Source organism: Paenibacillus sp. FW104-T2, assembly GCF_058789975.1.
In genome coordinates, this window is the sequence record NZ_JBYTCE010000020.1 from 90,195 (window position 1) to 115,383 (window position 25,189).

Sequence of the window (25,189 nt, forward strand, 5' to 3'; positions counted from 1 at the left end):
GAACAAAAATGAGTGAGCAGATTGTTCAGGGGCTGGAGCGTTTCGCGAATCTTTCTGGAGAGTACGGAGCCAAAGCCTTGGCCCCCATTAAGGAACACTTTCCCGAGCTGGCAGAATTCATTATGGGTACAGCTTACGGAGACATTTTCGAGCGCACCAGCATTTCGGATCAATGGAAAGAAGTTGCCGTTATCTCCTCACTAATTACACAAGGGCAGTTTGAACAACTGGGTGTTCATTATGTTATGGCACTTCGTGTTGGAGTAACTGTGGAGGAGCTAAAAGGAATTCTGCTGCATTTGGCACCTTGTGTAGGGGCGCCGCGTATTATTAGTGCATTTAACGTCCTACTTGCGACGCTAAACGAAATCCAATAATTAACTATTCTACATTTTTATACACGATTCGACTTTATTCTTGATCTCATTACATCTACGCCTTTATAATATGGGTAAATTATCCTCAATCTCAGCTTACATCGTAGAAGCCAGTAACGGTGGCGATAACACCTTGTCCCTGGTAGCAGGATAGCCTAACTCATTTAAAGGAGAGAGACAATTATGGGAAGCTTTATACTCAAGACTGACGTTCCAAACAAGGTGCTTAACATTGAACTGGAGGGATCTTTCTCTCAAGAAGATGGATTGCGTTCCATCTCGGCTTATCAGGATACGATTGCTCCTATTGACCCAACGGAATATGAACTGCGTATCGACTGCAAAAAGCTGAATGTCACCGCTCCGGAAATTGTACCTCTGCTCGAAGGCTGCCTGGCTCTATTCAAAAAGGACGGCTTCAAAAAGGTTGTACTCACACTCGAAAATAATGCCATTTTGAAAATGCAGTTGTCCAGGCTTGGACGGGCTGTTGGACTGGACAACCTCGAAATTATATCTACCGTTACCACCTAATAAATCAGGCGGACAAGTTGTGGGTCCACCCATCCGCTCAAGAGGAGAATGAAGATGGCCGGAATTCGTATTGTGGATATGGATATTTATCATCCAGCGCACCAGGTGGACAATGACTTTTACATTGAACATTTTGATGCGAGAGGGGTAGATATTCGGGGATTGTTAAAAGCGCTTGGGCGTGATAAGCGTTACAAAATTAACAACGATGACGAGAACTCACTAAGCATGGCTTATGAGGCAGCCAGTAACCTTTTGGAAAAGACCGGACTGACCGGTGCGGATATCGACCTGATTGCCTATGCAAGTCAAACGCCGGAATACATTTTTCCTACGAATTCCTTGATGATTCATCGTTTAATTAATGGAGCATCCCATACCATCTGTATCGACAGCAACGCCAACTGTGCCGGAATGACGGCAGCCTTTGAACAGGTGAGCCGGCAGATGCTGGGGAATCCCCGAATTCGAAGAGCACTGATTATCGGTTCGGATTATGTAGCCCCACACGCGAGTCCAGATGATCCTGTCTACTATGCCAATTTTGGCGATGCGGCAGCGGCTGTCATCATAGAACGTGACGAACAGGCTACCGGATTCATTGATTCCATCTATCAAACGGATACCTGTGTGTACGGTAATTCCCTCTTTCCTGCAGAAGGTCTGGCGAAACTGGGTCAGACCGGGGTGGATGCAGGAGCCTTTCATGTCAAATTCACACCGTTCGATGATTCGATCTGCGTCGATGCCGCTTCTGAATCTATTCGTACACTGTTAGGACGCAACGAGATTGCAGCAGATCAGATCAAAGCAGCATGCTTCTCCCAGTTATCCATCGGTAATATTCGTGCGGTATCGGAGAACATTGGGATCGCTAATGATGTTGCCGTCTACATTGGAGACGAATTCGGCTATACCTCAACCAGCAGTCCCTTCATTGCTCTGCATCGGGCCATAACCTCAGGTCAGGTCGAGCGTGGTGATAAAGTGTTGTTCTGGACAGTTGGAGCCGGGTGGCAAAATGTTGCCATGGTGGTCGAATACTAAGCAGGTCCTCAAACAAAACGAAGGATGTCCCTTTTTACTTCAAGGGACATCCTTCGTTTAATATGTGCAAGGAAGGTTGCATGATTAGAAGATCTTCTTGGTTTCCCGATCATCCTTCAGGATCTCGACTGCCTCACGGAAACGAAGCGAGTGCACAATCTCCCGTTCCCGCAGAAACTTCAGGCTATCCTGCAGATCCACATCATCCGTCAGATCAATTAACCATTGATATGTAGCCCTAGCCTTCTCTTCCGCAGCAATATCTTCATACAGATCTGCAATAGGGTCACCCTTTGCTTGGATGTAGGTTGCAGTGAAAGGTACACCTGCGGCATTACTGTAAAAGAGTGCCTTGTCATGGTTCACATAGTGAGCATCCAGGCCTGCCTTCTCCAGCTGTTCAATGGTTGCATCCTTGGTTAGTTTATAGATCATTGTTGCGATCATCTCAAGATGGGCAAATTCCTCTGTAGCGATGTCATTCAACAGACCGATAATTTTGTCCGGAATGGTATATCGCTGATTCATATACCGAAGGGCTGCAGCTAGTTCCCCGTCTGCTCCACCATACTGTTCCATCAGCAATTTGGCCATATGAGGATCACATTTACTTACCCTAACGGGATATTGCAGCTTTTTTTCGTATACCCACATGTTGGACGATCCCTCCTTCAACGATTTAATCTGAGATGTGATCCAAATTCGAATAGTTTTTTCTTCCACTTCCCGGGTATCCGGATTCTGCACTTCCAGAAAACCCGGGTATAGTATGCTTTCGATATCAACTCAAACGTTCATTAAACCTGCCAAGGCCAGGGTGCCTCTGACCACTGCCAAGGATACTTGGAGAAGGCATGCCCAAAGTTCATGAGCGGTCCATACAGCTGCTGAAATTCATGGGCTACCCTCATCCGCTCCTGGCTAAACTTGTTATACTGTTCAATACTCTGATAGTCCCCCGGGTGAGTATCCAGATACAGATTCAGCTCCACCAGTACAAAATCCAAGGCTTGCAGTTCCTCCAGCAACTCATAATATCTGGCGTCACACGCTTTTGCTGTTTCAGGCTCCATCTGCTCCTACCTCCCTCCCCTTTGTTTTTTTGGATGTATAAGGACTGTATAGCGCAGGCCACAATGTTCCGAGTCTCAGCGCTTCTGCCGGACTATATTGGGGCCAGCCCATCGGCTGGAAAGGGATGAATAACTGTGGAGGAACAAGGTAGGTTTTAATTTCAATCGGTTTACACGGATCAAACGGCCCCACGAAAGGGGCATATGCGCGAAGCTGTGGATCGATCATCTCCAAACGCCTCCCTTCACTGATATGTGGTCACTCGTCGGTAGGCGACCAAAACCCTTGCTTTTCCCGTCTATTATCCATATGTCATCGTTCTTAAGTTAATCCCAAATCAGCTGAAAAAGCTTTCGGGATTTCTCAGGTTTTGTTCATTAACAAAAAAAAGACCCTTGGTACTCCCCACGGGAAGTGTTCCAAAGGTCACATTCATTTCATTATGGTAGTCCATGCACATCACTACTTGTCCGATTCGGGAACGTCCTGAGCCTCCTCCAAAGCAGCAGCTTCTTCTTCAGAGACCGGGCTCTTATACACCTTGACTCGGGTAATTCGCAGCCGGGTGGATTCCTCCACTTCAAAAACATAGCCGTTCTGCACCCGTGTTTTACCTTTGGCTGGACTGCCTTCAAGCTCTTTGAACAACCAACCGCCAATGGTATCCACTTCTTCGTCATCAATGATGGCCCCGGTCCATTCATGAACTTCTTCAATGAGGGATCGTCCATCTATGGAGAAGGAATCACCGCTGCGTTCCATATGAGGTCGCTCATCCTCGAACTCATCGTATAGATCCCCTACGATCTCCTCCAGAATTTCCTCCGCCGTCAATAATCCGGCGGTGCCGCCATATTCGTCAACAACAAGGGTCATCTGGGAATGCTTTTTCTGCATCAGTTGAAGGACGTGGCTGATTTCCATGGATTCCGGAACGTTCAAGATGGGCCGCACAAGTGAAGCCAGGTCCTGCTGCTGTTCCGGGGCTGCCAAAAGCAGATCCGTAATATGGATAAATCCGATAATTTCGTCTTTATCCTCAACGGCAACAGGATAACGGGAATGCTTCGTTGCATTAATAATCTTCAGGTTCTCTTCCAAGGACAGATGGGTATACAGACAATCCATATCTGTACGTGGCAGCATGACTTCACGAGCAAGCATATCGGAGAAATCAAAGATGTTATCCATCAGTTTGATTTCATCCTTGTCAATGACGCCACTCTTCGCACTCTGCTTCATCAAGATTCGAAGTTCATCTTCAGAATGGGCTTCTCCTTCACTCGCAGGCTCTATCCCTGCTAATCGCAGCAGCGCATTTGCCGATGCATTGAGAATCCAGATGAATGGAAAAAAGATTTTGTAGAACAGCAGAAGTGGTGCCGACAATAGCAGAGCCACGCCATCTGTTTTTTGAATAGCAAGCGACTTCGGTGCAAGTTCTCCAAGTACAATATGCAGAAACGTAATAATACAGAATCCGACGATAACGGAAACGGTAGAGATCAGTCCTGTATCCGCCACGCCCAGTTTGAACATAAGCGGCTCTACCAGTAATTCGGAAATGGCGGGTTCACCGAGCCAGCCAAGTCCCAGGGAGGTCAGGGTAATGCCGAACTGGGTTGCCGACAAGTAAGCATCCAGTTTTCCATTTACCTTCAGTGCATACCCAGCCAGCCGATTCCCCTCGCTCTGCAATTGAGTCAACCGGGTCTGTCTGACTTTAACCAGAGAAAATTCCGCTGCGACAAATACGCCATTCAAGAAGACGAGCAGAAAAACGCAAACCAAATTGAACACCAATTGCCCAAGATGAAATTCGGTATGAATATCCAAGTCAACACTCCCCTTTTTCTATCTATTTCAGGAATATACCTGGAATATCAGCGCCTAATTAGCGCGTAATTGCTTTTCTGGATTTGAAATCCACACCTTTATAATACATGTCCGCCACCAACAGGTTCGGGCCGCAGCAGGACGCAGCATCACAGTGACAGTTAACGGTCTGATTAAGCGGATGCTCCGCTGACCATTCATGGAACACATCATCCAGCTTCCGATCCCGAATGTTGCCAAAGGCAGGGATGTCAGCAAAATCCGTAACGTACACATTGCCTGTAAACATGTTGACGTTAACGCGATTTCGACCATCTGGATCATTGCGTACGGTCACATTAGGCTCACTGTACAGGCGATTGATCAATTCCCGATCCTGGTCGGCCGCACTGCAAGCAAAGAATGGAAGTGTTCCGAACAACATCCACATGTCTTTGTCGCGCACATCCAGCAACCGATGAATGGCTGCACGCATATGGTCCAGAGACAGGACAGGTAATGTGGAAGCAAAATTCGAGTTATACATCGGATGTACTTCATGACGTACACACCCCATCTCCCGAATCAGTTGATGGATGCCCTCCAACTTATCATGAGTACGGAAATTAATCATGGATTCAGCAGAGATAAACATGCCTGCTTCACTCAGTTTGCGCGAATTTTCTATCATTTTCTCATACATTTTCACCGCTACTTCACGCTTGACAGGTCTGCCGCTGTTGGCAAAGCCGACTTGATGGAAATCATCGGCATTCAGGTAGTTAAATGAGATGTGCATCACATCAAGGTATGGCAGCAGTTTCTCGTAACGACTGAGATCAAGCGTCAGGTTGGAATTGATCTGTGATCTTATGCCTCGCTCCTTGGCATATTTCAGCAGCGGGATGATCATTTCATCAACTGTCTTTTGACTGAAACTTGGCTCACCACCTGTCAAACTGATGGTCTGCAGATGCTCCACTTCGTCCAGCCGCTTCAGCATTAGAGGCAGTGGCAGTGCGGGAGCTTCACGCATCGTGAGCATATCCCCCACAGCACAGTGCTCGCATCGCATATTGCACAGATGAGTCACGGTCATTTCAACACTGGTTAACACGTGGCGTCCATATGTACGCAAAGAGCCGATCGGATCCCATGGATCATTAGTCGGCGATAAAGGCATCGGTTCAACCGATCCTGAGTTTAGCATGGTCATTGTTCTTCACCTTATTCCTTTTATTAACCTAAAAAGTTTTATTTACATCATACTTCGGCATGATCTTTTTGGAGCTATCTTTTATCATAGCACAATTTCGAACGCTTCGGCATGAAGTGCTCTGTCCGTTACATGACAAAAACGCCCATACAACTCCAGGGCCAACCCGGCCCGGATATTGCTATGAGCGCAGTCTCCTTGCTGGCAATAACTTAACAGCGATCAAGAAAATTCATCACAGGAAGGTGTCGGAGGCACGCCCTCATCGCCTTCAACACCAGTAATCATAACCGATAGGGCTGTGGACAGATCTATTTCGTAAGGAGCCTTTAACATCTGTCCATCAGCATTCTTCAACACCCGAATCCGGGGCCGCTGCGGGATACGTGAATCGATGGATGCAACGACGCCGACTTCCCCCGTACTCAGCGTCACAGATAGACCTACGGGATAAATTGCCACACAGTCACGGAATTTCTCCAGCATACGCTGTTCATACAACGAGCCAGATCCAGTATATAATACCTCCACCGCCTGATGAGGAAGCAATGACTTACGGTATATGCGATTACTCGTCATCGCGTCATACGAGTCAGCCAGTGCAATCCACTTGGCATACTCATGAATTTGAGGACCCTTGAGGCCAAACGGATAGCCACTACCGTCGATTCGCTCATGGTGCTGCAGGGCACAATGTGCTGCCAGCAGCGGTATGCCAGGTTCATCTTTTAAAATACGATGTCCATATGTAGTATGCTGCTGAATGATTTTAAATTCCTCATCCGTCAATTTCGCAGGTTTATGCAAAACAACTGGATCAATCTGTGTCTTTCCTATATCATGCAGCAAGGCACCCAGTCCAATTTCCATCAACTGCTGTCTGGAATACCCTGATGCGACGCCCAAAACCAGTGTGTACACACATACGTTCAAGGAGTGGTTGTACAGATCAAGATCACTGGAATTCATATCCATCAGCATGATCATTGCTTCCTTTTGACCACCGATGTCCTCCAAAATCGTACTCATCAGACCACTCAGTGCTTTGCCAAAATGCGGAATCCGGCTTTTGGTCTTCAATCCTGACATACTCTGAAACTGCTGCTTGATTTCTACCAGTGCCCTGCGTCTGGTTTCCTCCTGAAGCATATCGGGAACGATGATATCCTCTGTCGCTGCTTCCTTAATATATACGTAACCTACGCCGAGGTCTTTTAGACGTCTTATCAACCGCTCGGTCAGTTCCACATCTTCACTAAGCAGAACCAAACCCTCTTCGCTATAAATTCGTTTCCCCAGCTTCATGCCAGGCTGCAATAGGTTTATATGTACCAAACGCACAGCCTATCCTCTCCCGCTCCGTAGATGTAATTTCCACTAGCCGCCGCTTCAGCAGAAGGCAAGTACTCGTTAATTTCTTTCATGCCAGCGGGATCGCAGGCTATCATCCAACGCCCCTGGTCTTTTTAATTCGATCTCCAGCAGATCCCGTATAAATTCAGGAAGTCGGTATGCAATTTCGGTTCCCCGGGCTAACGAAGGGTATCCCACATTAAATGTAAACATGTCTAGTGTTCCGACCACGTATTCCTGTTCATCACCCATAGGCTTACCACCGACATATAATGCATTGATCTTTTGATATGGGGGACCCGCTGGATCATACTCCACCTCAATCCCATCCACACACAGCGTACCAAGTATTTTCCCGCGAAATCCAAATCCGATGATGGGCTTGTCCGTATACTCCTGAAGCAAAGACTGCTCCAGCGCTTCACGAATCTCTCTGCCTTTCAGCCTTATTGTACAAGCATTGATCGGAGAAGGACATAGGGAATGCAGCATTCCCTTGCTGATGTCCCCTTGCGGAAGTTCACCAAGGAGTTGACCCGCGTTAACCAGTGACAGCTCCGCTCTCGTGAAATGCCTTACTGCCTGCGCAAGCAGCGAAGCAAATGGTGATTCCTTCTCATATTTTATCGGAAGAGTTCGGTTAATTATTACAGCTGTCTGTCCAAGAGCTCGCTCTGCCTCCGTACGATGTGCGGCGATAGCCAGTGCAACCTTCTCATCCAGCATCTGATCCTTCAATGGAAAACAGCCACTACTAACCAGTCTAGGCTTGTTCGCACTGCTATCCCGCTCTAGCACGACTTTACCAAGCCACTGACCGAATTTTCCGGCTGCTCCCAGCACCGCATTCCCAATGACCAGAGGTTCCTCAAGCACATGGTGTGTGTGTCCGCCAAGAATAACGTCAATGCCCTCAATCTGCTCCGCGAGTTTCCGGTCCGTTGATAGACCCAGATGGGAGAGTATTATGACAATATCCACATTAGGGCGCAGCGCTTCAACTTGCTCACGCAGTGTTTCCACAGGGTCAAGCAGCTTCCATCCCAGCAAGTCGTAAAAAGCAGTAAACGGTGCAGTTGCTCCGAGCAAACCTATCCGAAAGGGTCCTTTATCCACAATAAGAGATGAGTTCATCCATATTGGAGGCAGACCAGTGGCCTCTTCCACAACATTTCCGCACACGACAGGACACAATAGCCCCGAATAGGACTGTGCCAGCTGTTCCGGTGTAAATGTCAGTCCCTCGTTATTGCCAATCGTTATGGCATCATACCCCGTCAAATTAATCACATCAACGTTGGCTCCCCCAAGTGTCCCCTCTGTCTCTACGGCCATACGATCCATATGATCTCCGATATCCAGAACTAGAACGTTTTCGCTCCGTTCTCTCTCTTGTGCAATCATGGCGGCGATAGAGCTCATGGAACCAAAATGACTGTGGATGTCATTGGTGTGCAGAATGGTTAACGTTTGTTTTTCCTTGGTGCTCATCACACCGCCTCCTCTCAGTCCTTGCCTAACGTACATTCCTCTAATAGATAAGCATAACATTTTCCGCGTCGTTATGATATATTGAAAGGGTTTAGAGATAAAAAAGAGGTGACGCATAAGCATGATATTAACCATACAACTGTTTGCAGGTATTGCTGAACGTCTCGGCACGTCCCTGCTTGAATATGAATATACGGAAAGTCCTTTGACCGCAGCTCTTCTCAAAGAAAGCCTGGCACTCGCCTATCCAGAGGCTGCATCACAGATTCGAACGTCCTTTCTGGCGGTAAACCAGCAGTATGCTCCGGCCGATACCTTGATTAAGCCCGAAGATGAACTTGCTTTAATTCCCCCCGTTTCAGGAGGTGACGGTACTGAAGGGTCCGAGGATGAGCATAGGTCTTCACTCTCCGAACATCGTACTCCGGACGGTATGTTTATGATTACGAAGTCCCCCTTGTCTGTCGAAGCAACAACAGCTCTGGTCATAACCGCAAACCACGGGGCAGCACTGACTTTTGTAGGTACTACTCGTGAAATGACCGGGGAACAGCGAACGGTCCATCTGGAATATGAAGCTTATGTACCGATGGCACTTTCTCAGATGGCTAACATCGGAAGTGAAATCTCCGAGCGCTGGCCAGGTGTCAGATGTGCAATCAGCCACCGGATTGGTCAGGTTGACGTTGCAGAGATTAGTGTTATTATTGCCGTCTCCTCGCCTCACCGCAGTGATTGTTATGATGCCAGCCGCTTCGCTATTGAAAGACTGAAACAAACGGTCCCGATCTGGAAAAAGGAAATATGGGACGATGGTTCTGAGTGGAAGGGACATCAACTGGGACCCTGGAACCCCTTGGACAATTTATAAATAGTCATTCCACCTCTTGCAAGGCTAATTAAATTAGTAAATAAGTCGTTGTCAACCCATTTTTTTCTTGTTATTATAAGCATATATGTCGATATAAGTCGAGGAAAAGGTGGTTTATACGTGAGAGTGCATGTTACTGATCTTAAACCTGGTGATCTGTTAAAAAATGATGTATACAACAGTTCAGGTCTCCACATGCTGATGAAAGGTTCCTTACTCAGCGAAGATGATATTACCAAATTGCTGCAACATGGAATCGATTACGCAGATGTAGAACATACAACATCCAACCTACACTCTGATACGCAAACCATGCCTTCCGATCAGACCCGTCTGTTAACTACCTTGTTTGACGATACGATCAAAGGTACCGAATCTCTGTTTCAGCAAGCGATGGAGAAAGGGTTTATTGACGAAGCTCAGGTCGATGAAATTTTGATTAACCTGACAACTCAACTGGAGAAACAGAAGGATGTCGTTTCCCTTCTACTTATGCTTGACGGCGATAATGATTATACCTACAACCATTCATTGCAAGTGGGAATGCTCGCATTTTATATTGCTGGCTGGATGGGCTACAATCCTGAAGAATGCCTGACAGTAGCAAAAGCAGGTTATCTGCACGATATTGGAAAATCCAAAATTTCTCCTGAAATGCTACATAAACCGGGAAAACTAACCCCGGAAGAATTCGAAGAAATGAAGAAACATACGTTATATGGATATGAGATTGTTAAAGAGTCCACGCAGGATGAGATTCTGGCAACAGTCGCCCTTCAGCATCATGAGCGGGAAGACGGAAGCGGCTATCCTCATGGACTGAAAGGGAACGATATTCATCCGTATGCCCGTATTACGGCCGTAGCTGACGTGTACAGCGCCATGACGACCAACCGGGTATATCAGACCAAGCAGGAGTTAATCTCCGTGCTGTGCGAGCTGTACAGCCTGAGCTTTGGTCAACTAAATGGAGAAGCTACCCAGGAGCTTATCAAACATATGCTGCCCAATTTTATAGGAAAAAGGGTACTGCTCACCTCGGGGGAAACTGGCATCATCGTCATGAATAACCCTGCAGACTATTTCCGTCCGCTTGTTCAGACATCCACAGCCTTTATTGATTTAGCGAAAGAAAGAGATATCGCCATCGTTGAAATTTATATTCAATAGTTCCATGGTTTCGTAGCAGCACGTAGAAAATAGAAAATGAATGATGATGAAGAATTACACTACAAGAGCTTATCCTATGAAAGTAAAAAGGGAAGCCGATTTTTCGGCTTCCCTTTTGCTTTAATCAGGTTTGATGCGCGTATTAAACGCAGAATGCTTTAGTGATGATAACCAACAGAATGAACAATACCAATATTGCGCCTACCGATGTGAATGGGTTGTATCCACCTACGCCGCCAACATTGCCACCACAACCATATCCTACCTCGCTCATGTGATTGCCTCCTCTTCATCAGGTATACCCTAACATATGATCTTGCAGGGTAAGCGAACCGGGCGAAATGGCAATATTCGATAAATGTTTTTTTGCCTGCTTCAATACGAATCGCAATCAGCACGCTGGCCCTTATTGTTTTCCCGAATCGGACGAGACCTGAATTCCTTTTTCCTTGCGATACATAATAACCAGCATTCTCCAGAAGTCGTAACTGCCTGTATCCGTCATGATATAAGGACGATAGTAATGATATGCTTCAGCTGCCCAAGGCGGACAGGGCATACTGGATAGATTCTTCTGCTGCGCGATCCAAGACGCCTGAGCTTCCAGCGTCTTCTCCATCGCTTCAAAAGCTTTCTTCTCTTCACTTGTCATCGGCAGAGCCTCCTGCTCTTCAGATGTGGAACCGAATTCCGCTTGCAAATATGCTCCAGGCTCAACCACTCCATCCACACTGGCTGTATACCCGTAAGACGGGGTACTCGCTTTGCGAATCTCATAATGGACATGGGGTCCGGTGCTCTGTCCTGTACTCCCTTGATTACCTAAGAGCTGACCTCGTTTCACTTGCTGACCTACCCTTACCGCAATTCGCGATAGATGGGCGTAACAATGCAGATACCCACGATGATCCTGGACAGCCACTGTAAGCCCATAACCGCCGAATCCGGAGCCCGTAGCTCCTTCAGCGGCAAATCGTACGGTCCCTTCCATAAAGGCGTATACAGGGCCATTCCAGGGTTCTGTGACGAGGTCAATTCCCCGATGGAACGTTTGTCCACCATGAATGGGATGAATGCGATAACCAAACGAACTTGTAATGCGATATCCTACAAAAGGATTAAAGCTCATAGATTCACCATCCTTTTCTATCAATAGATGCAGCAATCTATGAAATCGCTTGTGCTGTTAAACCTATTTTATGCGAAAAACAGCGATTCAACCATCCGGTTCTCTGCCATACAAGTCCGCTTTTTCATATAAATTGGATTATTATTGTGCACAAAAAAACAAGGACCGGAGGAAATCCCCCGATCCTTGTGCATGCAGCAATTAACCAATGCTGCCTTCCATTTCGAATTTGATCAATCTGTTCATTTCTACCGCATATTCCATTGGCAATTCCTTAGTGAACGGCTCAATGAAGCCCATGATGATCATTTGTGTTGCTTCAGCTTCGGTCAGACCACGGCTCATCAGATAGAAGAGTTGGTCCTCAGATACTTTCGATACCGTAGCTTCATGCTCCAGCATTATGTTGTCATTCATGATTTCATTGTAAGGAATTGTATCCGATGTGGACTCATTATCCAGGATGAGCGTATCACATTTGATATTGGACTTGGCACCTTCTGCTTGACGACCAAAGGAAGCCAGACCACGGTAGGTTACTTTACCACCATGCTTACTGATGGATTTGGATACAATTGTTGAAGTCGTGTCTGGAGCCAAGTGGATCATTTTCGCACCTGCATCCTGATGCTGATTTTTACCAGCTACAGCGATGGAAAGTACGGAACCTTTTGCTCCACGGCCTTTCAGAACAACGGCTGGATATTTCATCGTCAGTTTGGAACCGATGTTACCATCGACCCATTCCATGGTAGCATTTTCTTCAGCAACTGCACGTTTGGTAACCAGGTTGTAGATGTTTGGTGCCCAGTTTTGGATCGTTGTGTAACGGACACGGGCATTTTTCTTACAGATGATCTCAACCACGGCACTGTGAAGTGAGTTCGTGCTGTAAATTGGAGCTGTACAGCCCTCAACATAGTGAACGAAGCTGTCTTCGTCTGCAATGATCAGTGTACGCTCGAATTGTCCCATATTCTCGGAGTTAATCCGGAAATAGGCTTGCAGAGGCACTTCACATTTAACGCCCTTAGGCACGTAGATGAAGCTTCCTCCGGACCATACGGCACTGTTCAGTGCTGCAAATTTGTTGTCCGCTGGCGGAATTACAGTAGCGAAGTATTCACGCAGGATTTCCGGGTGCTCTCTAAGAGCCGTATCGGTATCCATGAAGATTACGCCTTGATCTTCAAGTTCCTTTTGCATGTTGTGGTATACAACCTCAGATTCATACTGAGCCGATACCCCTGCAAGGAACTTTTGCTCTGCTTCAGGAATACCCAGTTTATCAAAGGTTTCCTTGATTTCGGAAGGTACCTCTTCCCATGTTTTTCCTTGTTTTTCAGAAGGACGAACATAGTACTGGATATCGTTGAAATCCAGCTCGTCGAGATCTCCGCCCCATTTTGGCATTGGCATTTTCTCGAATTGTTTCAATGCTTTCAATCGGAACTCGAGCATCCACTCCGGTTCGTTTTTAATCCGGGAAATTTCGGTAACGACTTCTGCAGTCAGACCTTTACCGGTTTGAAAGATGGATTTGTGCTCGTCGCGAAAACCATATTTATACTCTTCCATTTCTGGTGCTTTTTTAGCCATCTTGCTCTACCTCCCTATCGTTATTGTACATTGTCCTCTTCGTCAATTCCTTTGCGTAAAGCATTCCAGGCCAGAGTGGCACATTTGATGCGTGCAGGGAACTTGTTCACACCGGATAGGGCTTCGAGATCTTCATAATCGTCGAAATCGACTTCTTCCCCTTTCATCAGTGAGGAAAAACGGTCAGCCATATCGAGCGCCTGTTCCATCGATTTGCCTTTCACAGCATCGGTCATCATGGACGCCGACGACATGCTGATGGAACAGCCTTCACCCGTATACTTGGCTTCCTGGACGATTCCGTCTTTCAGTAAAAGCTGCAATGAAATCCGGTCGCCGCACGTAGGATTGTTCAAATTCACCGTGACAGCGTCATTATCAAACGTTCCGCGATTACGCGGATTTTTGTAGTGGTCCATTATAACACGCCGGTACAGATCATCAAGTTGCATCGCCAAAATACTCCTTTGTCTGAATTAAGGCGCTGACAAGCCGGTCCACATCTTGTTCATTATTATATAGATAGAAGCTGGCACGAGCTGTTGAGCTGACTTGCAGCCAGCGCATAAGCGGCTGGCAGCAGTGGTGTCCGGCACGAATGGCTACCCCACTCGCATCCAGTACAGTTGCCACATCATGTGGATGTACATCCCCCAGGTTGAAGGTGACCACACCAACATGACGTTTCGCTGGACCATAGATGGTCAGCCCGTCAATCTCTGCCATACGTTCTGTTGCATAAGCTGCCAATACACTTTCATGATGGGCAATCTCATCCATGCCAATCTGCTCCAGAAAATCGATGGCTGCACCCAGACCTACCGCACCTGCGATAATAGGGGTTCCGCCTTCGAATTTCCACGGAAGCTCTTTCCAATTGGATTCATAGAGACCAACCTCATCAATCATTTCACCGCCGAACTCAACCGGTTCCATGGACTCCAGCAGCGCCTTTTTGCCGTAAAGTGCACCGATTCCGGTTGGTCCGCACATTTTGTGACCAGACAATGCATAGAAATCACAGTCGAGATCCTGTACGTCCACCTTCATATGCGGAGTGCTCTGTGCGCCATCTACAACAATGACAGCGCCATTGCGGTGTGCAATTTCAGCAATTTGTTTTACCGGATGAATGACACCCATGACATTGGATACATATGCGATTGCTACAATTTTTGTTTTGTTCGTAATCGTCTTCTCCACATCTGCCAAATCGATATTGCCATCGGGCTGAAGGGGAATGTATTTCAATGTTGCACCTGTCTCCTTGGCTACCTGCTGCCAAGGAATTAGGTTGCTGTGATGTTCCATCGGTGTGATAACGATCTCGTCGCCTTCTTTGCAGACAGACCGGCCGTAGGACGAAGCCACCAAATTGAGGGCTGTTGTTGTCCCACGGGTGAAAATGATCTCCTGTGTACGACGTGCGTTGATAAACTTGGCAACCTTTTCGCGTGCACCTTCATAGGCATCCGTAGCCCGGCTTCCAAGTGTATGCACACCGCGATGCACATTGGAGTTCTCAAATTCATAATAATGCTTAATCGCATTGATAACGGCCAGCGGCTTCTGGGAAGTCGCTGCGTTATCTAAATATACGAGCGGGTGTCCGTTAATTTCCTGGTGGAGGATCGGGAACTGCTCGCGGATGGACGGGTTCATTGTCCCAGTTTCCGTTCAATAAGGGACTGCAATTGGGTACGCAGTGCTTCCAGAGGAATATCCGCCACCACCGGAGCCAGGAAGCCGTAAATAATCAGACGTTCAGCATCCGTACGGTTAATCCCGCGAGACATCAAGTAATGGATCTGTTCAGCATTGACTTGACCTACGGAAGCCGCGTGACCTGCTGTAACATCGTCCTCGTCGATCAGAAGGATTGGGTTGGCATCTCCGCGTGCTTTCGGGCTCAGCATCAGTACTTTCTCTGTTTGCTGACCGTCCGCTTTGGTTGCACCTTTCTCAATTTTCGTGATTCCGTTGATGATGGCAGAAGCTTCTTCACGCATAACTGCGCGAGTAATCATCTGGCTCGGCGTGTTTTTGCCGAAGTGACGAGCTTCTGTAGTGTAGTTGATTTTTTGGGATCCGGAACCAACAGCGATGACTTTCGAATCCGAGCTGGAGCCATTGCCTTTCAGCACGGACATCGTGTTGCTGGCTGTATCGCCGTTGTTCATTTCACCAACGATCCACTCGATTGTTCCATCGTTCTCAACCACTGCACGGCGGAAGGAAACATCAGTAACATTCGTAGATAGCTGATGAACAGACGCGAAACGTACTTTTGCACCGGATTTTACGAAGACTTCCACGACACCGTTATGGAAAACAGGTGCGGACAGTTCGCCGGAAACATAGTTGTCAACGTAAGTTACAGAGCTGTTCGCTTCAGCAACAACGAGGACATGAGGTGCAAATGTTGCAGTTGCATCATCTGTGAGCAAAACAGCTTGAAGCGGAACTTCAATTTCCACATTTTTAGGAACATACAGGAATACTCCACCGTTCCAGAGAGCCGCATGCAGAGCGGCAAGGGAATGCTCCTCTGCCTTCACAGCTGTGTTCAGGTAAGGTTTTACCAGATCGCCATGCTCGCGAACCGCAGTAGCCAGATCCGTGAAAATAACGCCTTTGGCTGCCAAATCAGCAGATACCTTGGAGTATACTGTGCCAGAATTGCGCTGGATAACCAGACTGCCTTCAGCTTGATCCTGAACGAGATCTTTAATCGAAGCAGGTACTTCTTCCAGAGAAGAAATAGCCTCACTTGCTTTATATGTGCCATATTCGCTGACATTCCAGCGTTCTATTTTTTGTTTTTCCAGTTTAGGAAGCGCAAGACCACTTGCAAGCTTAAGGGCTTCAAGCCGCTGCTCGGTCAACCAGCCGGGTTCGTTGTTACTTTCCGACAAGGCGCGAAGCGCTTCAGATTCAACCGGAAGAATTGTTTGTGTAGTCATCGATTATCCTCCTCCGTTTTGTCTTTACGCTTCTTGGCCTACAGTTTCATCCGTGATTCCCAGCTCTTCCTTAACCCAGTCATATCCCTCTGCTTCCAGACGGTGAGCCAGTTCAGGTCCGCCGGATTTCACGATACGACCTTGCATCATAACGTGCACATAATCAGGTGTGATGTAGTTCAACAAACGCTGATAGTGAGTGATGATGAGGAATCCACGATCTTCGCTCTTCATTGCGTTTACACCATTTGCTACAATTTTCAGAGCGTCGATATCCAGACCGGAGTCAATCTCATCAAGAACTACGATTTTTGGATCAAGCAGCATCATTTGCAGAATCTCGTTACGTTTTTTCTCACCACCGGAGAAACCTTCGTTCAGGTAACGGTGTGCAAACTCTGGGTTCATGTCGAGTTCTTTCATTTTGCCTTCCATTTGACGAATGAACTTGATCAGGGAGATCTCGTTACCTTCACCGCGGCGTGCGTTAATTGCACTGCGCAGGAAGTCGGAGTTCGTTACGCCTGCGATTTCGCTTGGATATTGCATAGCCAGGAATAGACCTGCACGCGCACGCTCATCTACTGCCATGTCCAGTACATCTTCACCATCAAGGGTTACTGTACCGTCTGTAACTTCATATTTAGGGTGACCCATCAGAGCCGATGCCAATGTGGATTTACCTGTTCCGTTCGGACCCATGATTGCGTGGATTTCTCCACCTTTCATTTCCAGGTTAATGCCTTTCAGGATTTCTTTACCTTCGATCGTCGCTTTCAGACCTTCAATGACGAAATTCGTAGCCATGTGTATTGTTTCCCTCCATTGATTAAATTGATGTTTGCTGTCGAAAACGAAAAAGCGCCTATTAAATATCTGAACAGGGCTTCCCCTGAATTTCTACAAGTACCGCAATTTCCAAAGCAATAATCACTTTAGAATAATTCTAAACTGATTCTCATTGATTATCAAGTCATTTCCGAGAACACTTGTCCTCTCAGGAAATATGATTCTACCTGATTCTATAATAAAAGCGGGTTTGAATCAAATGAGAAACCGTTATTTCTTCCAACTCACAGTGAGAAAAATCACTGTTATTCATTATTTCATTCCATATTAATCTGCCAAAAAGGGCTTATCCATAATCTGGACAAGCCCTTCCTTATTTCATTTTATATTTTGAGCATATCGTTAATCTTCTGTACCTGTTCGTCAAAATCCGCAACATCCACCACCGGCGTCATTTCGCGCGGCACCGGACCATTCGGAATGGAAATCCAGGAACGGCACCCATTATATTCGGGCAGCACCGGTATTTCCATCGGTTCATTCAAACGGTACACACGGAGTATCAATACATGTAACGGATCTTTCCGTTTCCACTTCAAGCGGTCTTCGGCAAAATCCGATGTCCACATATGAAAGTCATGAAGTCGGTCCAGCATCTCCTGATCTCTGATCTCCAAATCCTGAATCACTTCGGCATATGCAGTGATGCGGATTGTCGAAGCTTCGGGCACCCATTCGGCCAGTGATTCTTCAACATATGAATGATCTGAGGACTTAATCAGTTCTTTACGCTGATGTTCATAAGTCGGATACAGATAAAATGCCGGACTTTTCAGCTCAAAATGTCTGGTTTCCTCCACAATACCGCCTTTGCGCATCACCAGAATCTGGCGACCGTTTTCCAGCGCTTTAATTGCGGAAGCCCACTCTTTTAATGCCGGTATCGTTGTGCCTAACATGCGGATCTCCTCCCGTAATCTGTCTTGTCAGCAGTATAGACGCTTTGTCTATTCCTGACAACAGCATAAGATCAAGGGTTTGAGAAGTGCTCCTTTATAGAAGACATTAACTTTATTACACGGCTCTATAACTGTGGCTTAACCCAAGAATGAACGCAGCATCCACATGTGTTTCTCCAGATCGGCTTTGAAACCGGTCAGCATGTCGGATGTCGGCTGGTCTTCTGCAGCTTCCGCTACTTCGATACCTTCCTGGTACTCATTGGACAGCGTAGCAAAGTCCTCGATCAGGTTTTGCACCATTGTTTTTGCATCTTCGCCACCTGCAGCTTCCTGGATGGAAGCGAGCTCCAGATACTCTTTCATGGTAGCAGCAGGGCTGCCTTTAAGCGTAAGAATACGCTCAGCGATTTCATCCATTTGTACAGTAACTTCATTATAGAACTCTTCAAATTTCACATGCAGCGTGAAAAAGTTTGGTCCTTTTACATACCAGTGATAGTTATGGATTTTGACGTACAGGACGTTCAGGTTAGCTACCTGACGATTAAGTACTTGTTCTACTGATTTCGCTTGATCTGTTTTGTTTTTTGTAGCCATGTGAATCCCATCCTTTATTATAAAATTAGTCTATTATGTAGTGTTGACAGATGAATCTGCCTTACATAACAGAGAGTTAAACAGTTCGTCACCGCTGCATAGCGGCTGGCCTTGTAGGCGGTAAATTGTGAACCGTCCGGCCTATTTGTTTTTACCCTGGCACACCAGCTTCGAAACAAGTCGCACAGGGCTCGCCTTAAAAAAAGGGTACAAAAAACGGGTTAATTCCGATATACTGACTTATACCAAGCAAAGAAGTGGGTTTTCCTGTTTCTTCATATATATGGAGGTGGCATCCTTGTCTCAATATCACCCGTTAACCCCCCAAGAAGCAATCGAGCTGGCCAAAACCTTACCGGGTCCATTTACGGCAGATGCAAATCTGGAATGCCGTGAGATCGGAGACGGTAATCTGAATTTGGTTTTCCATATCACGGATCAGAACTCCGATAAAAGTATCATTATCAAACAGGCCCTTCCTTATGCGAAAGTGGTTGGTGAATCTTGGCCTCTGTCTCTGGTTCGTGCCCGCATTGAACGTGAAATTCTGCAGGAAGAGTATCGTCTCTGCCCGGGGATGGTGCCAGAAGTGTACCACTATGATGATGATCTCGCGTTGACGGTTATGGAAGATCTCAGTGATCATGTGATTATGCGCAAAGGCCTCATTGAAGGTGTCACATACCCTCTCTTCGCACAGCATATTGGAGAATTCATGGCAAGAACGCTTTTCTTCACATCCGATCTCGGCATGAATCAACAGTTGAAGAAGGAAAAGCAGGGTCGATTCGTGAATCCGGATCAGTGTAAAATCACGGAAGATCTGATCTTTGACGAACCATACCGGATCGCTGAGAAAAACAATTATGAAGCTTCCATTGAGGACGAGGCTGAAGCCCTTCGCACAGACGGACCATTGCATCTGGAAGTGGCCCTGCTTCGGGAAAAATTCCTCACACATGGACAAGCTCTGCTTCATGGTGACCTTCATACGGGAAGTATTTTTGTCACACCAGAATCGACCAAAGTTATTGATCCCGAGTTTGCCTACTATGGTCCAATGGGATTCGACGTGGGTGCTGTACTCGCCAACCTGCTTTTGAACTATGCTTCTCTGCCAGGTTGGATTCAGGATGAAAACGCACTGCGTGACCGTGAAACGCTGTTGCTTGATATGGTTCGTGATGTATGGAATGAATTTGAGACCCGCTTCCGTGCATTATGGGAATCTGATCTCGTTGATCCAATGGCGAAGGCCCCGGGATATCAAGACCTTTATGTACAACAATTGTTCAGAGATTCCATTGGCTTCGCGGGTGCGAAAATGGTACGCCGCATTGTCGGCCTTGCCCACGTGGCAGATATTGATACGATTCAGGATGCTACAGAACGTGAACGTGCTCAGCGCAAAGCACTTGCTATTGGTAAAACGTTAATCAAGAGCAACCGTCGACTGAATACCATTGGTGAAGTGCTGGACCTTGTGTCCACAGCCATCTCCTCAATCAAAGTTTAAACTTAGGAACGGAGGAACATCCATGACAACCCCTGAACATAAGCCTCTGTCCTCCCTCAATTGGAAACAGGACAAGCTTGAAATGCTTGATCAACGCCTTCTGCCCGAAACGATTTTGATGCTTAAGCTATACACGCCTGAAGAAGTGTGGGAAGCGATTCACTCGATGAAAGTCCGCGGTGCTCCAGCTATCGGAATCGCTGCTGCGTTCGGTGTCGTGTTGGGGGCTAAAGCTTACGATGGACTTTTCATTCAAGGCTGGCTTGATCATGTAAAATCCACTTGCGCCCATCTGGCCACTTCACGCCCAACAGCGGTGAATCTGTTCTGGGCACTGGATCGAATGATGCAAAAGGCAAGTGATCTGGCTGAAGCTGGAACAGGTATCGAAGATAGCAATGCTGCACTCGAAGCAGAAGCTCTCCTGATTCAAAAAGAAGATGAAGAGGTTTGCCGGATGATCGGAGAACATGCCCTTCCACTCTTCGAAGATGGTATGGGTGTGCTTACGCACTGCAACGCTGGTGGACTTGCCACAGCCAAATACGGCACGGCAACCGCGCCAATGTATCTCGCTCAGGAACGTGGCATTCAACTCAAAGTTTTTGCAGATGAAACTCGTCCTGTTCTTCAAGGTGCACGGCTTACCGCATTTGAACTGCAGCAAGCGGGTATCGATGTTACCCTTCTGTGTGACAATATGGCAGGTATGGTGATGTCCAAAGGATGGATCCAAGCCGTTATCGTTGGTACAGACCGCGTCGCGGCAAACGGTGATGTGGCGAACAAAATCGGAACCTACAGCGTAGCGGTACTTGCCAAAGCGCACAATATTCCGTTTTATGTGGCCAGCCCGCTGTCCACCATTGACTTGTCCACACCTTCCGGGGATCTCATCCCGATTGAGGAGCGTTCTGCCGAGGAAGTAACCGAAGGCTTTGGCAAACGTACAGCACCACAAGGGGTGAAGGTATTTAACCCTGCATTTGATGTAACGCCTAATGAGTATGTAACAGCAATTATTACGGAAAAAGGTGTCGTGCGTGCTCCGTTCAAAGAAAACCTAGCTGCCTTGTTTGCCAAGGAAGAAGTATAAAGTAACATCTGACTTAGATGCTGCACATAAAAAAAGGGCCCCTAAGTGGCCCTTTTTACTTTTTCTTATAAAACCCTTGCAGACTTCAGTCGAGCCATAAACAGCACTGTTTCCAAGCTATCTCAGCTGCTCACTTCGTTTCATCGGACGTTATCCCGGTTCAGATCATCTTTAGCAATGCCTCTACACCTGTCATACCAACCGTTATGCCCATCGCTTCAGCTTCGGTTGTAACGGACTCCATCGGCGCATGTAACAGCTGTTCCAGTGTTCGCACACCAACCGCTCGAGCTGCAATAATTTTGCGATCCCCAAGCTTTTCGTTAAGTAATCCGACATCAAGTGCTCCACACATGATATATCCTTTGGATGTGTTGATTGTCAGTAACGTCGTTTTGGGTAACTTCACTTCCACCCCAACCAGCACATGCTCTCCAACTACAATCGGCTCCATGCTCACCATAATCTCACGATCCACCTCCTATTCCCGCAGGTCAGGATAATTGTATGCCCCATTCCGATTCTCGGTGTGGACACCTGCGGAAAACAAACTAAAAGCCTTAAAAAGGTCACTTTAAATTTAAAAAGGATCCATTAAAATTCATACTAAATCTCTCACGACATCTCATAACATTAAATAGATGCAGAATATGTATCTGGCCATATGAAAACTGTTTCAGCTTCGCAGTGTTGCTCGTTATTTTCTGCGCCTCTAGTACTATGATTATTGCCACATTAATGATATAGTGAATTGAAGCGTATTTATCGACTGACATATCTACAAACGGGGCTGGGATGAATGAAGGAAACCTTATCCAACGGAGAAGAAGTTGGCTTTTTATTTAATGTCGACATTCTTATCAAAAGCCGCTCGAATGCCTTGGCGCTACAGTCCCTGTTGGAGCTCATGAACAAAGAGGAACAAATTGCGGACTTTCGCATTCAATCTGGCTTAGAGCTTGGCAAGATTATTGAAGCAACGATCCAGTCCAGGAAAGATTCGATCACCTCCCTTCACCACGAACGGAAAAAATCTCAATTGAGCGGACTGAAAACAGCTCCATCGAATCAATCAACAAATTCATCAAACTCGGCAAAACCACAAGACCAAAAGGAAACGGTTTCTTCTCAGAATTTAGCTGCACCAGAGTCGGCCAGTTCTTCTCAGGGAAATTCCTTTGATGAATGGATTGATACCCTCATTAAGGAAAACCGGCTTACCCGAATTGTGGTCAACAACAAGAACGGCAAACATCAGAGTATTCCATGCCGCATTTTGAATTTTGATCGGGATAACAGCATTGTAAGTGTCTACCATGTAGATGAAAAACAGGTCTACTCATTCCGAACGAATGAAATTGACGAGTTTTTGTAGATCCATTACGAACGCAAACCAAAAAAAAGCAGCTTACGTGGAAATTTCACATTATTCCTCGTAAGCTGCTTTTTCCATTCCCAGGTAAGCTGGTTCCTACTTCTCGCGGACAATTGACCAGTTGGGTAGTCACACCCTAATTAGGAGCGCTCTTTCCCTCGTTGCCACACATCCAAGGCAAAGAACAGCCATCCAGCAATAAAAGCAACTCCACCAATAGGTGTAATGGCACCTAAAACTTTGATGCCCGTAATACTAAGTACATACAAGCTGCCGGAGAACACAATAATACCGATAAACAACAGACGAGCTGCCCATTTTAGCTTGGAGGACACCCCAAGTTGACCGGCTGTTAACCCAACAATCAACAGGGCCAGGGCATGAATCATGTGATACTGCACTCCGGTTTCATATACGGCAATCGCATCTGCACCGATTTTTTCCTTAAGCATATGGGCACCGAACGCGCCAATCGCTACAGACAGCATTGTCATTATTGCTCCAACTGTCATCCATACTCGTTGCATTTTCACTTCTCTCCCCTAATGTCATGTCACACTAATGCTTATTTTAGCGAATCTCTGAGCTGTTTACCAGTTCAGTGGGATATTATGAGCTTCCATACATATGGCGTTGAGATGTGGATCGAAAGGTTGGTCTGATGGGGCATAAAGGAAAGAGAAACCTTGATTTTTATCGGTAGTTGTGGAAAAGTAAAAGGGTCTGTACTCCTGTAACCATCAGGAGAATCACCATGCTTAAATGAGGTTAATAACAATCAATAACGAGTAGGGAGGGATATGATATTCATGGAACAACAAAATACGTATGAACAAGCCGGCAGCAATGATCCCTTTGCGACCAATCCTGCAGATCCAACAGATCCCGTACTGATCAGAACGAAACATTCAGGTCCCGGTATCGCAAGTTTTGTCATTGGACTGGTAGCACTCTTGGGTTTTATTTTGACCTTCTTCCTCGCCACCATTGCACTCAGCAGTGCTCTTGGGACGATAACACAACCTGTGCAGGTTGAGGAAATTGCTTTGCATCCAGCTGTATTGATGGCATCCCTGTTTATCCTGGTTTGCCTTGTTCTAAATCTGGCCGGTCTTATTCTCGGAGTCATCGGCCTTGTGCTTAAAAATCGTAAAAAGGTATTTCCCATTATCGGTACAATCCTTAACGGTATCATGATCCTTACATTTGCAGGACTCATTCTGGCAGGCATTTATATGACGTAAAACAACCAGACCACAACCATTTAGCCAAATTCTCGTATCTAAAGGAGATCGACATGTCAAGAATCAAAATTTTTGCAGATAGCACGAGTGATCTGAATCCAGACTGGATTAAAACTCACGATATTGGGATTATTCCGTTGTACGTTGTATTCGGTGATGAATCCCTGAAGGATGGTGTTGAGATCACCCCTGAACTGCTGTATGAGCGCGTAAGCAAAGACGGACGACTGCCCAAAACGGCCGCTCCATCTCCTGCTGATTTCATGAAGGCTTTTCAACCATACATAGAACAAGGGGACGACATCCTGTATATCAGTTTGTCTTCTGAGCTATCATCCACTTATCAAAACGCACTGCTGGCAAGTTCAGAGTTTCCCGAAGGCCGCATCTCTGTTGTGGACTCACTTAATCTTTCCTCCGGCATTGGACTGCTTGTCATGAAGGCAGTGCATGCTGCGCAGAAAGGTCAGAGCCTGAAAGAAATCACTCATTTGGTTGAATCAGTGAAGCCCAATGTACGGACCGAATTTGTGATTGATACTTTGGAATATCTGCACAAGGGTGGACGCTGTTCAGGCATGCAAAACCTGATCGGAAGCCTGCTCAAGATTCGCCCCGTCATTCGCGTAACAGATGGCAAGATGTCACCAGCCTACAAGGTTCGTGGAAAAAGGGAAAAGGCGCTGGATCAAATGCTGCAAAATACACTCAGCGAAAAGCATCAGATTGATACAGACCTAATCATTGTTGTACATACCATGGCTGAAGAGGATGCACTTGAGCTGCAGAAATCCCTGCAGGAACAAACGGGTGGACGGGTTGAATTAACTACAGCAGGATGTGTAATCTGCAGCCATTGCGGACCCAAAACAATAGGTATCATCTATAACACGGTTTTGTAAAAAAGCAATACACGTTGAACGTTGGTTAAACGACGATAACCAAGCGCATAAAGGGCATCCTGGCTGCAC

General features: G+C 46.5%; 28 protein-coding genes. 10 read left to right on the forward strand and 18 right to left on the reverse strand.

Annotation, left to right across the window (positions count from 1 at the left end):
* Positions 1-8: 8 nt before the first annotated feature.
* The 3 genes from AC3WQ3_RS22375 to AC3WQ3_RS22385 all read left to right on the forward strand — a co-directional run bounded on the left by AC3WQ3_RS22375 (position 9) and on the right by AC3WQ3_RS22385 (position 1,958).
* Positions 9-377 (forward strand): carboxymuconolactone decarboxylase family protein, encoded by a 369-nt coding sequence (locus tag AC3WQ3_RS22375; protein ID WP_492473605.1) that lies wholly within the window; start codon positions 9-11, stop codon positions 375-377.
* Positions 378-560: 183 nt separating this feature from the next.
* A complete protein-coding gene (locus tag AC3WQ3_RS22380; protein WP_095288149.1) occupies positions 561-911 on the forward strand; it encodes a hypothetical protein in 351 nt (116 codons plus the stop codon).
* A 54-nt stretch (positions 912-965) separates the two neighbouring features.
* The gene (locus tag AC3WQ3_RS22385) at positions 966-1,958 is read left to right on the forward strand and encodes a 3-oxoacyl-[acyl-carrier-protein] synthase III C-terminal domain-containing protein (RefSeq protein ID WP_390581773.1); all 993 of its coding nucleotides are present in this window, start codon (positions 966-968) and stop codon (positions 1,956-1,958) included.
* An 84-nt stretch (positions 1,959-2,042) separates the two neighbouring features.
* On the opposite strand, the gene AC3WQ3_RS22390 is transcribed toward AC3WQ3_RS22385, so the two are convergent.
* The 7 genes from AC3WQ3_RS22390 to AC3WQ3_RS22420 form a co-directional block, all read right to left on the reverse strand.
* The gene (locus AC3WQ3_RS22390) at positions 2,043-2,612 is read right to left on the reverse strand and encodes a manganese catalase family protein (RefSeq protein ID WP_110821050.1); all 570 of its coding nucleotides are present in this window, start codon (positions 2,610-2,612) and stop codon (positions 2,043-2,045) included.
* Between the two features lie 143 nt (positions 2,613-2,755).
* A complete protein-coding gene (locus tag AC3WQ3_RS22395; protein ID WP_127536541.1) occupies positions 2,756-3,031 on the reverse strand; it encodes a spore coat protein CotJB in 276 nt (91 codons plus the stop codon).
* Positions 3,021-3,260, reverse strand: a complete 240-nt coding sequence (locus tag AC3WQ3_RS22400; protein WP_095359029.1) for a spore coat associated protein CotJA — start codon at positions 3,258-3,260, stop codon at positions 3,021-3,023. The genes AC3WQ3_RS22395 and AC3WQ3_RS22400 overlap by 11 nt, the downstream gene beginning before the upstream one ends.
* A gap of 234 nt (positions 3,261-3,494) precedes the next feature.
* The gene (locus AC3WQ3_RS22405; protein WP_492473606.1) at positions 3,495-4,868 is read right to left on the reverse strand and encodes a hemolysin family protein; all 1,374 of its coding nucleotides are present in this window, start codon (positions 4,866-4,868) and stop codon (positions 3,495-3,497) included.
* 58 nt (positions 4,869-4,926) lie between these two features.
* Positions 4,927-6,063 (reverse strand): radical SAM/CxCxxxxC motif protein YfkAB, encoded by a 1,137-nt coding sequence (gene yfkAB / locus AC3WQ3_RS22410; RefSeq protein WP_095359031.1) that lies wholly within the window; start codon positions 6,061-6,063, stop codon positions 4,927-4,929.
* A gap of 222 nt (positions 6,064-6,285) precedes the next feature.
* Entirely contained in the window at positions 6,286-7,368 is a 1,083-nt protein-coding gene (locus AC3WQ3_RS22415) for an HD-GYP domain-containing protein (protein ID WP_492473629.1), read from the reverse strand.
* 105 nt (positions 7,369-7,473) lie between these two features.
* Complete coding sequence (locus AC3WQ3_RS22420; RefSeq protein WP_492473607.1) at positions 7,474-8,907, reverse strand: bifunctional metallophosphatase/5'-nucleotidase; 1,434 nt, start codon at positions 8,905-8,907, stop codon at positions 7,474-7,476.
* A gap of 121 nt (positions 8,908-9,028) precedes the next feature.
* Here AC3WQ3_RS22420 and AC3WQ3_RS22425 point away from each other — a divergent pair, with 121 nt between their 5' ends.
* Together AC3WQ3_RS22425 and AC3WQ3_RS22430 are read left to right on the forward strand one after the other, a co-directional pair.
* The gene (locus AC3WQ3_RS22425; protein ID WP_492473608.1) at positions 9,029-9,778 is read left to right on the forward strand and encodes a molybdenum cofactor biosynthesis protein; all 750 of its coding nucleotides are present in this window, start codon (positions 9,029-9,031) and stop codon (positions 9,776-9,778) included.
* Between the two features lie 120 nt (positions 9,779-9,898).
* On the forward strand, positions 9,899-10,948 hold the full coding sequence (locus AC3WQ3_RS22430; RefSeq protein WP_095359034.1) for an HD-GYP domain-containing protein: 1,050 nt from the start codon (positions 9,899-9,901) through the stop codon (positions 10,946-10,948).
* Positions 10,949-11,090: 142 nt separating this feature from the next.
* Here the strand turns inward: AC3WQ3_RS22430 and AC3WQ3_RS22435 are convergent, their stop codons facing one another.
* The 9 genes from AC3WQ3_RS22435 to AC3WQ3_RS22475 form a co-directional block, all read right to left on the reverse strand.
* Positions 11,091-11,222, reverse strand: coding sequence for a YjcZ family sporulation protein (locus AC3WQ3_RS22435; protein ID WP_212676985.1), 132 nt, complete (start codon positions 11,220-11,222; stop codon positions 11,091-11,093).
* A gap of 132 nt (positions 11,223-11,354) precedes the next feature.
* Positions 11,355-12,077 (reverse strand): M23 family metallopeptidase, encoded by a 723-nt coding sequence (locus AC3WQ3_RS22440; RefSeq protein WP_492473609.1) that lies wholly within the window; start codon positions 12,075-12,077, stop codon positions 11,355-11,357.
* Positions 12,078-12,278: 201 nt separating this feature from the next.
* On the reverse strand, positions 12,279-13,676 hold the full coding sequence (gene sufB / locus AC3WQ3_RS22445; RefSeq protein WP_095288223.1) for a Fe-S cluster assembly protein SufB: 1,398 nt from the start codon (positions 13,674-13,676) through the stop codon (positions 12,279-12,281).
* Positions 13,677-13,696: 20 nt separating this feature from the next.
* Positions 13,697-14,128, reverse strand: a complete 432-nt coding sequence (gene sufU, locus AC3WQ3_RS22450; protein WP_127536547.1) for a Fe-S cluster assembly sulfur transfer protein SufU — start codon at positions 14,126-14,128, stop codon at positions 13,697-13,699.
* Entirely contained in the window at positions 14,118-15,338 is a 1,221-nt protein-coding gene (locus AC3WQ3_RS22455; RefSeq protein WP_336779404.1) for a cysteine desulfurase, read from the reverse strand. Before AC3WQ3_RS22455 ends, sufU begins: the two co-directional genes overlap by 11 nt.
* Positions 15,335-16,639, reverse strand: a complete 1,305-nt coding sequence (gene sufD / locus AC3WQ3_RS22460) for a Fe-S cluster assembly protein SufD (protein ID WP_336779403.1) — start codon at positions 16,637-16,639, stop codon at positions 15,335-15,337. Before sufD ends, AC3WQ3_RS22455 begins: the two co-directional genes overlap by 4 nt.
* 24 nt (positions 16,640-16,663) lie before the next feature.
* Positions 16,664-17,446: a Fe-S cluster assembly ATPase SufC gene (gene sufC / locus AC3WQ3_RS22465; RefSeq protein ID WP_095288227.1), complete on the reverse strand. Its 783-nt coding sequence runs from the start codon at positions 17,444-17,446 to the stop codon at positions 16,664-16,666.
* 365 nt (positions 17,447-17,811) lie between these two features.
* On the reverse strand, positions 17,812-18,387 hold the full coding sequence (locus AC3WQ3_RS22470) for a DUF1802 family protein (protein ID WP_127536549.1): 576 nt from the start codon (positions 18,385-18,387) through the stop codon (positions 17,812-17,814).
* Between the two features lie 138 nt (positions 18,388-18,525).
* Positions 18,526-18,987 (reverse strand): Dps family protein, encoded by a 462-nt coding sequence (locus AC3WQ3_RS22475; RefSeq protein WP_095288229.1) that lies wholly within the window; start codon positions 18,985-18,987, stop codon positions 18,526-18,528.
* 298 nt (positions 18,988-19,285) lie between these two features.
* Between AC3WQ3_RS22475 and mtnK the strand changes: the two genes are divergently transcribed.
* The gene (gene mtnK / locus AC3WQ3_RS22480; protein ID WP_492473611.1) at positions 19,286-20,503 is read left to right on the forward strand and encodes an S-methyl-5-thioribose kinase; all 1,218 of its coding nucleotides are present in this window, start codon (positions 19,286-19,288) and stop codon (positions 20,501-20,503) included.
* 22 nt (positions 20,504-20,525) lie between these two features.
* Positions 20,526-21,599 (forward strand): S-methyl-5-thioribose-1-phosphate isomerase, encoded by a 1,074-nt coding sequence (gene mtnA / locus AC3WQ3_RS22485; RefSeq protein ID WP_095288231.1) that lies wholly within the window; start codon positions 20,526-20,528, stop codon positions 21,597-21,599.
* Positions 21,600-21,759: 160 nt separating this feature from the next.
* Here mtnA and AC3WQ3_RS22490 read toward each other — a convergent pair whose 3' ends face one another.
* A complete protein-coding gene (locus AC3WQ3_RS22490) occupies positions 21,760-22,062 on the reverse strand; it encodes a YunC family protein (RefSeq protein ID WP_095288232.1) in 303 nt (100 codons plus the stop codon).
* Between the two features lie 336 nt (positions 22,063-22,398).
* Here AC3WQ3_RS22490 and AC3WQ3_RS22495 point away from each other — a divergent pair, with 336 nt between their 5' ends.
* Positions 22,399-22,974 carry a hypothetical protein gene (locus AC3WQ3_RS22495; protein ID WP_154895934.1) on the forward strand — a complete coding sequence of 192 codons (576 nt, stop codon included), beginning with the start codon at positions 22,399-22,401 and terminating at the stop codon, positions 22,972-22,974.
* A 140-nt stretch (positions 22,975-23,114) separates the two neighbouring features.
* Here the strand turns inward: AC3WQ3_RS22495 and AC3WQ3_RS22500 are convergent, their stop codons facing one another.
* Positions 23,115-23,501 carry a DUF423 domain-containing protein gene (locus AC3WQ3_RS22500; RefSeq protein ID WP_492473612.1) on the reverse strand — a complete coding sequence of 129 codons (387 nt, stop codon included), beginning with the start codon at positions 23,499-23,501 and terminating at the stop codon, positions 23,115-23,117.
* Between the two features lie 282 nt (positions 23,502-23,783).
* On the opposite strand from AC3WQ3_RS22500, the gene AC3WQ3_RS22505 reads away from it, so the two are divergent.
* Together AC3WQ3_RS22505 and AC3WQ3_RS22510 are read left to right on the forward strand one after the other, a co-directional pair.
* Complete coding sequence (locus AC3WQ3_RS22505; protein WP_492473613.1) at positions 23,784-24,218, forward strand: hypothetical protein; 435 nt, start codon at positions 23,784-23,786, stop codon at positions 24,216-24,218.
* Positions 24,219-24,271: 53 nt separating this feature from the next.
* Positions 24,272-25,120: a DegV family protein gene (locus AC3WQ3_RS22510; RefSeq protein WP_492473615.1), complete on the forward strand. Its 849-nt coding sequence runs from the start codon at positions 24,272-24,274 to the stop codon at positions 25,118-25,120.
* Positions 25,121-25,189 lie beyond the last annotated feature (69 nt).

Excerpts from the sequence above, each read along its gene's own strand:
- AC3WQ3_RS22375 (WP_492473605.1), top strand. The coding sequence starts at position 9 with ATGAGTGAGCAGATTGTTCAGGGGCTGGAGCGTTTCGCGAATCTTTCT.
- AC3WQ3_RS22380 (WP_095288149.1), top strand. The coding sequence starts at position 561 with ATGGGAAGCTTTATACTCAAGACTGACGTTCCAAACAAGGTGCTTAAC.
- AC3WQ3_RS22385 (WP_390581773.1), top strand. The coding sequence starts at position 966 with ATGGCCGGAATTCGTATTGTGGATATGGATATTTATCATCCAGCGCAC.
- AC3WQ3_RS22390 (WP_110821050.1), bottom strand. The coding sequence starts at position 2,612 with ATGTGGGTATACGAAAAAAAGCTGCAATATCCCGTTAGGGTAAGTAAA.
- AC3WQ3_RS22395 (WP_127536541.1), bottom strand. The coding sequence starts at position 3,031 with ATGGAGCCTGAAACAGCAAAAGCGTGTGACGCCAGATATTATGAGTTG.
- AC3WQ3_RS22400 (WP_095359029.1), bottom strand. The coding sequence starts at position 3,260 with ATGATCGATCCACAGCTTCGCGCATATGCCCCTTTCGTGGGGCCGTTT.
- yfkAB (WP_095359031.1), bottom strand. The coding sequence starts at position 6,063 with ATGACCATGCTAAACTCAGGATCGGTTGAACCGATGCCTTTATCGCCG.
- AC3WQ3_RS22415 (WP_492473629.1), bottom strand. The coding sequence starts at position 7,368 with ATGAAGCTGGGGAAACGAATTTATAGCGAAGAGGGTTTGGTTCTGCTT.
- AC3WQ3_RS22420 (WP_492473607.1), bottom strand. The coding sequence starts at position 8,907 with ATGAGCACCAAGGAAAAACAAACGTTAACCATTCTGCACACCAATGAC.
- AC3WQ3_RS22425 (WP_492473608.1), top strand. The coding sequence starts at position 9,029 with ATGATATTAACCATACAACTGTTTGCAGGTATTGCTGAACGTCTCGGC.
- AC3WQ3_RS22435 (WP_212676985.1), bottom strand. The coding sequence starts at position 11,222 with ATGAGCGAGGTAGGATATGGTTGTGGTGGCAATGTTGGCGGCGTAGGT.
- AC3WQ3_RS22440 (WP_492473609.1), bottom strand. The coding sequence starts at position 12,077 with ATGAGCTTTAATCCTTTTGTAGGATATCGCATTACAAGTTCGTTTGGT.
- sufB (WP_095288223.1), bottom strand. The coding sequence starts at position 13,676 with ATGGCTAAAAAAGCACCAGAAATGGAAGAGTATAAATATGGTTTTCGC.
- sufU (WP_127536547.1), bottom strand. The coding sequence starts at position 14,128 with ATGCAACTTGATGATCTGTACCGGCGTGTTATAATGGACCACTACAAA.
- AC3WQ3_RS22455 (WP_336779404.1), bottom strand. The coding sequence starts at position 15,338 with ATGAACCCGTCCATCCGCGAGCAGTTCCCGATCCTCCACCAGGAAATT.
- sufD (WP_336779403.1), bottom strand. The coding sequence starts at position 16,639 with ATGACTACACAAACAATTCTTCCGGTTGAATCTGAAGCGCTTCGCGCC.
- sufC (WP_095288227.1), bottom strand. The coding sequence starts at position 17,446 with ATGGCTACGAATTTCGTCATTGAAGGTCTGAAAGCGACGATCGAAGGT.
- AC3WQ3_RS22470 (WP_127536549.1), bottom strand. The coding sequence starts at position 18,387 with ATGTTAGGCACAACGATACCGGCATTAAAAGAGTGGGCTTCCGCAATT.
- AC3WQ3_RS22475 (WP_095288229.1), bottom strand. The coding sequence starts at position 18,987 with ATGGCTACAAAAAACAAAACAGATCAAGCGAAATCAGTAGAACAAGTA.
- mtnA (WP_095288231.1), top strand. The coding sequence starts at position 20,526 with ATGACAACCCCTGAACATAAGCCTCTGTCCTCCCTCAATTGGAAACAG.
- AC3WQ3_RS22490 (WP_095288232.1), bottom strand. The coding sequence starts at position 22,062 with ATGGTGAGCATGGAGCCGATTGTAGTTGGAGAGCATGTGCTGGTTGGG.
- AC3WQ3_RS22495 (WP_154895934.1), top strand. The coding sequence starts at position 22,399 with ATGAAGGAAACCTTATCCAACGGAGAAGAAGTTGGCTTTTTATTTAAT.
- AC3WQ3_RS22500 (WP_492473612.1), bottom strand. The coding sequence starts at position 23,501 with ATGCAACGAGTATGGATGACAGTTGGAGCAATAATGACAATGCTGTCT.
- AC3WQ3_RS22505 (WP_492473613.1), top strand. The coding sequence starts at position 23,784 with ATGGAACAACAAAATACGTATGAACAAGCCGGCAGCAATGATCCCTTT.
- AC3WQ3_RS22510 (WP_492473615.1), top strand. The coding sequence starts at position 24,272 with ATGTCAAGAATCAAAATTTTTGCAGATAGCACGAGTGATCTGAATCCA.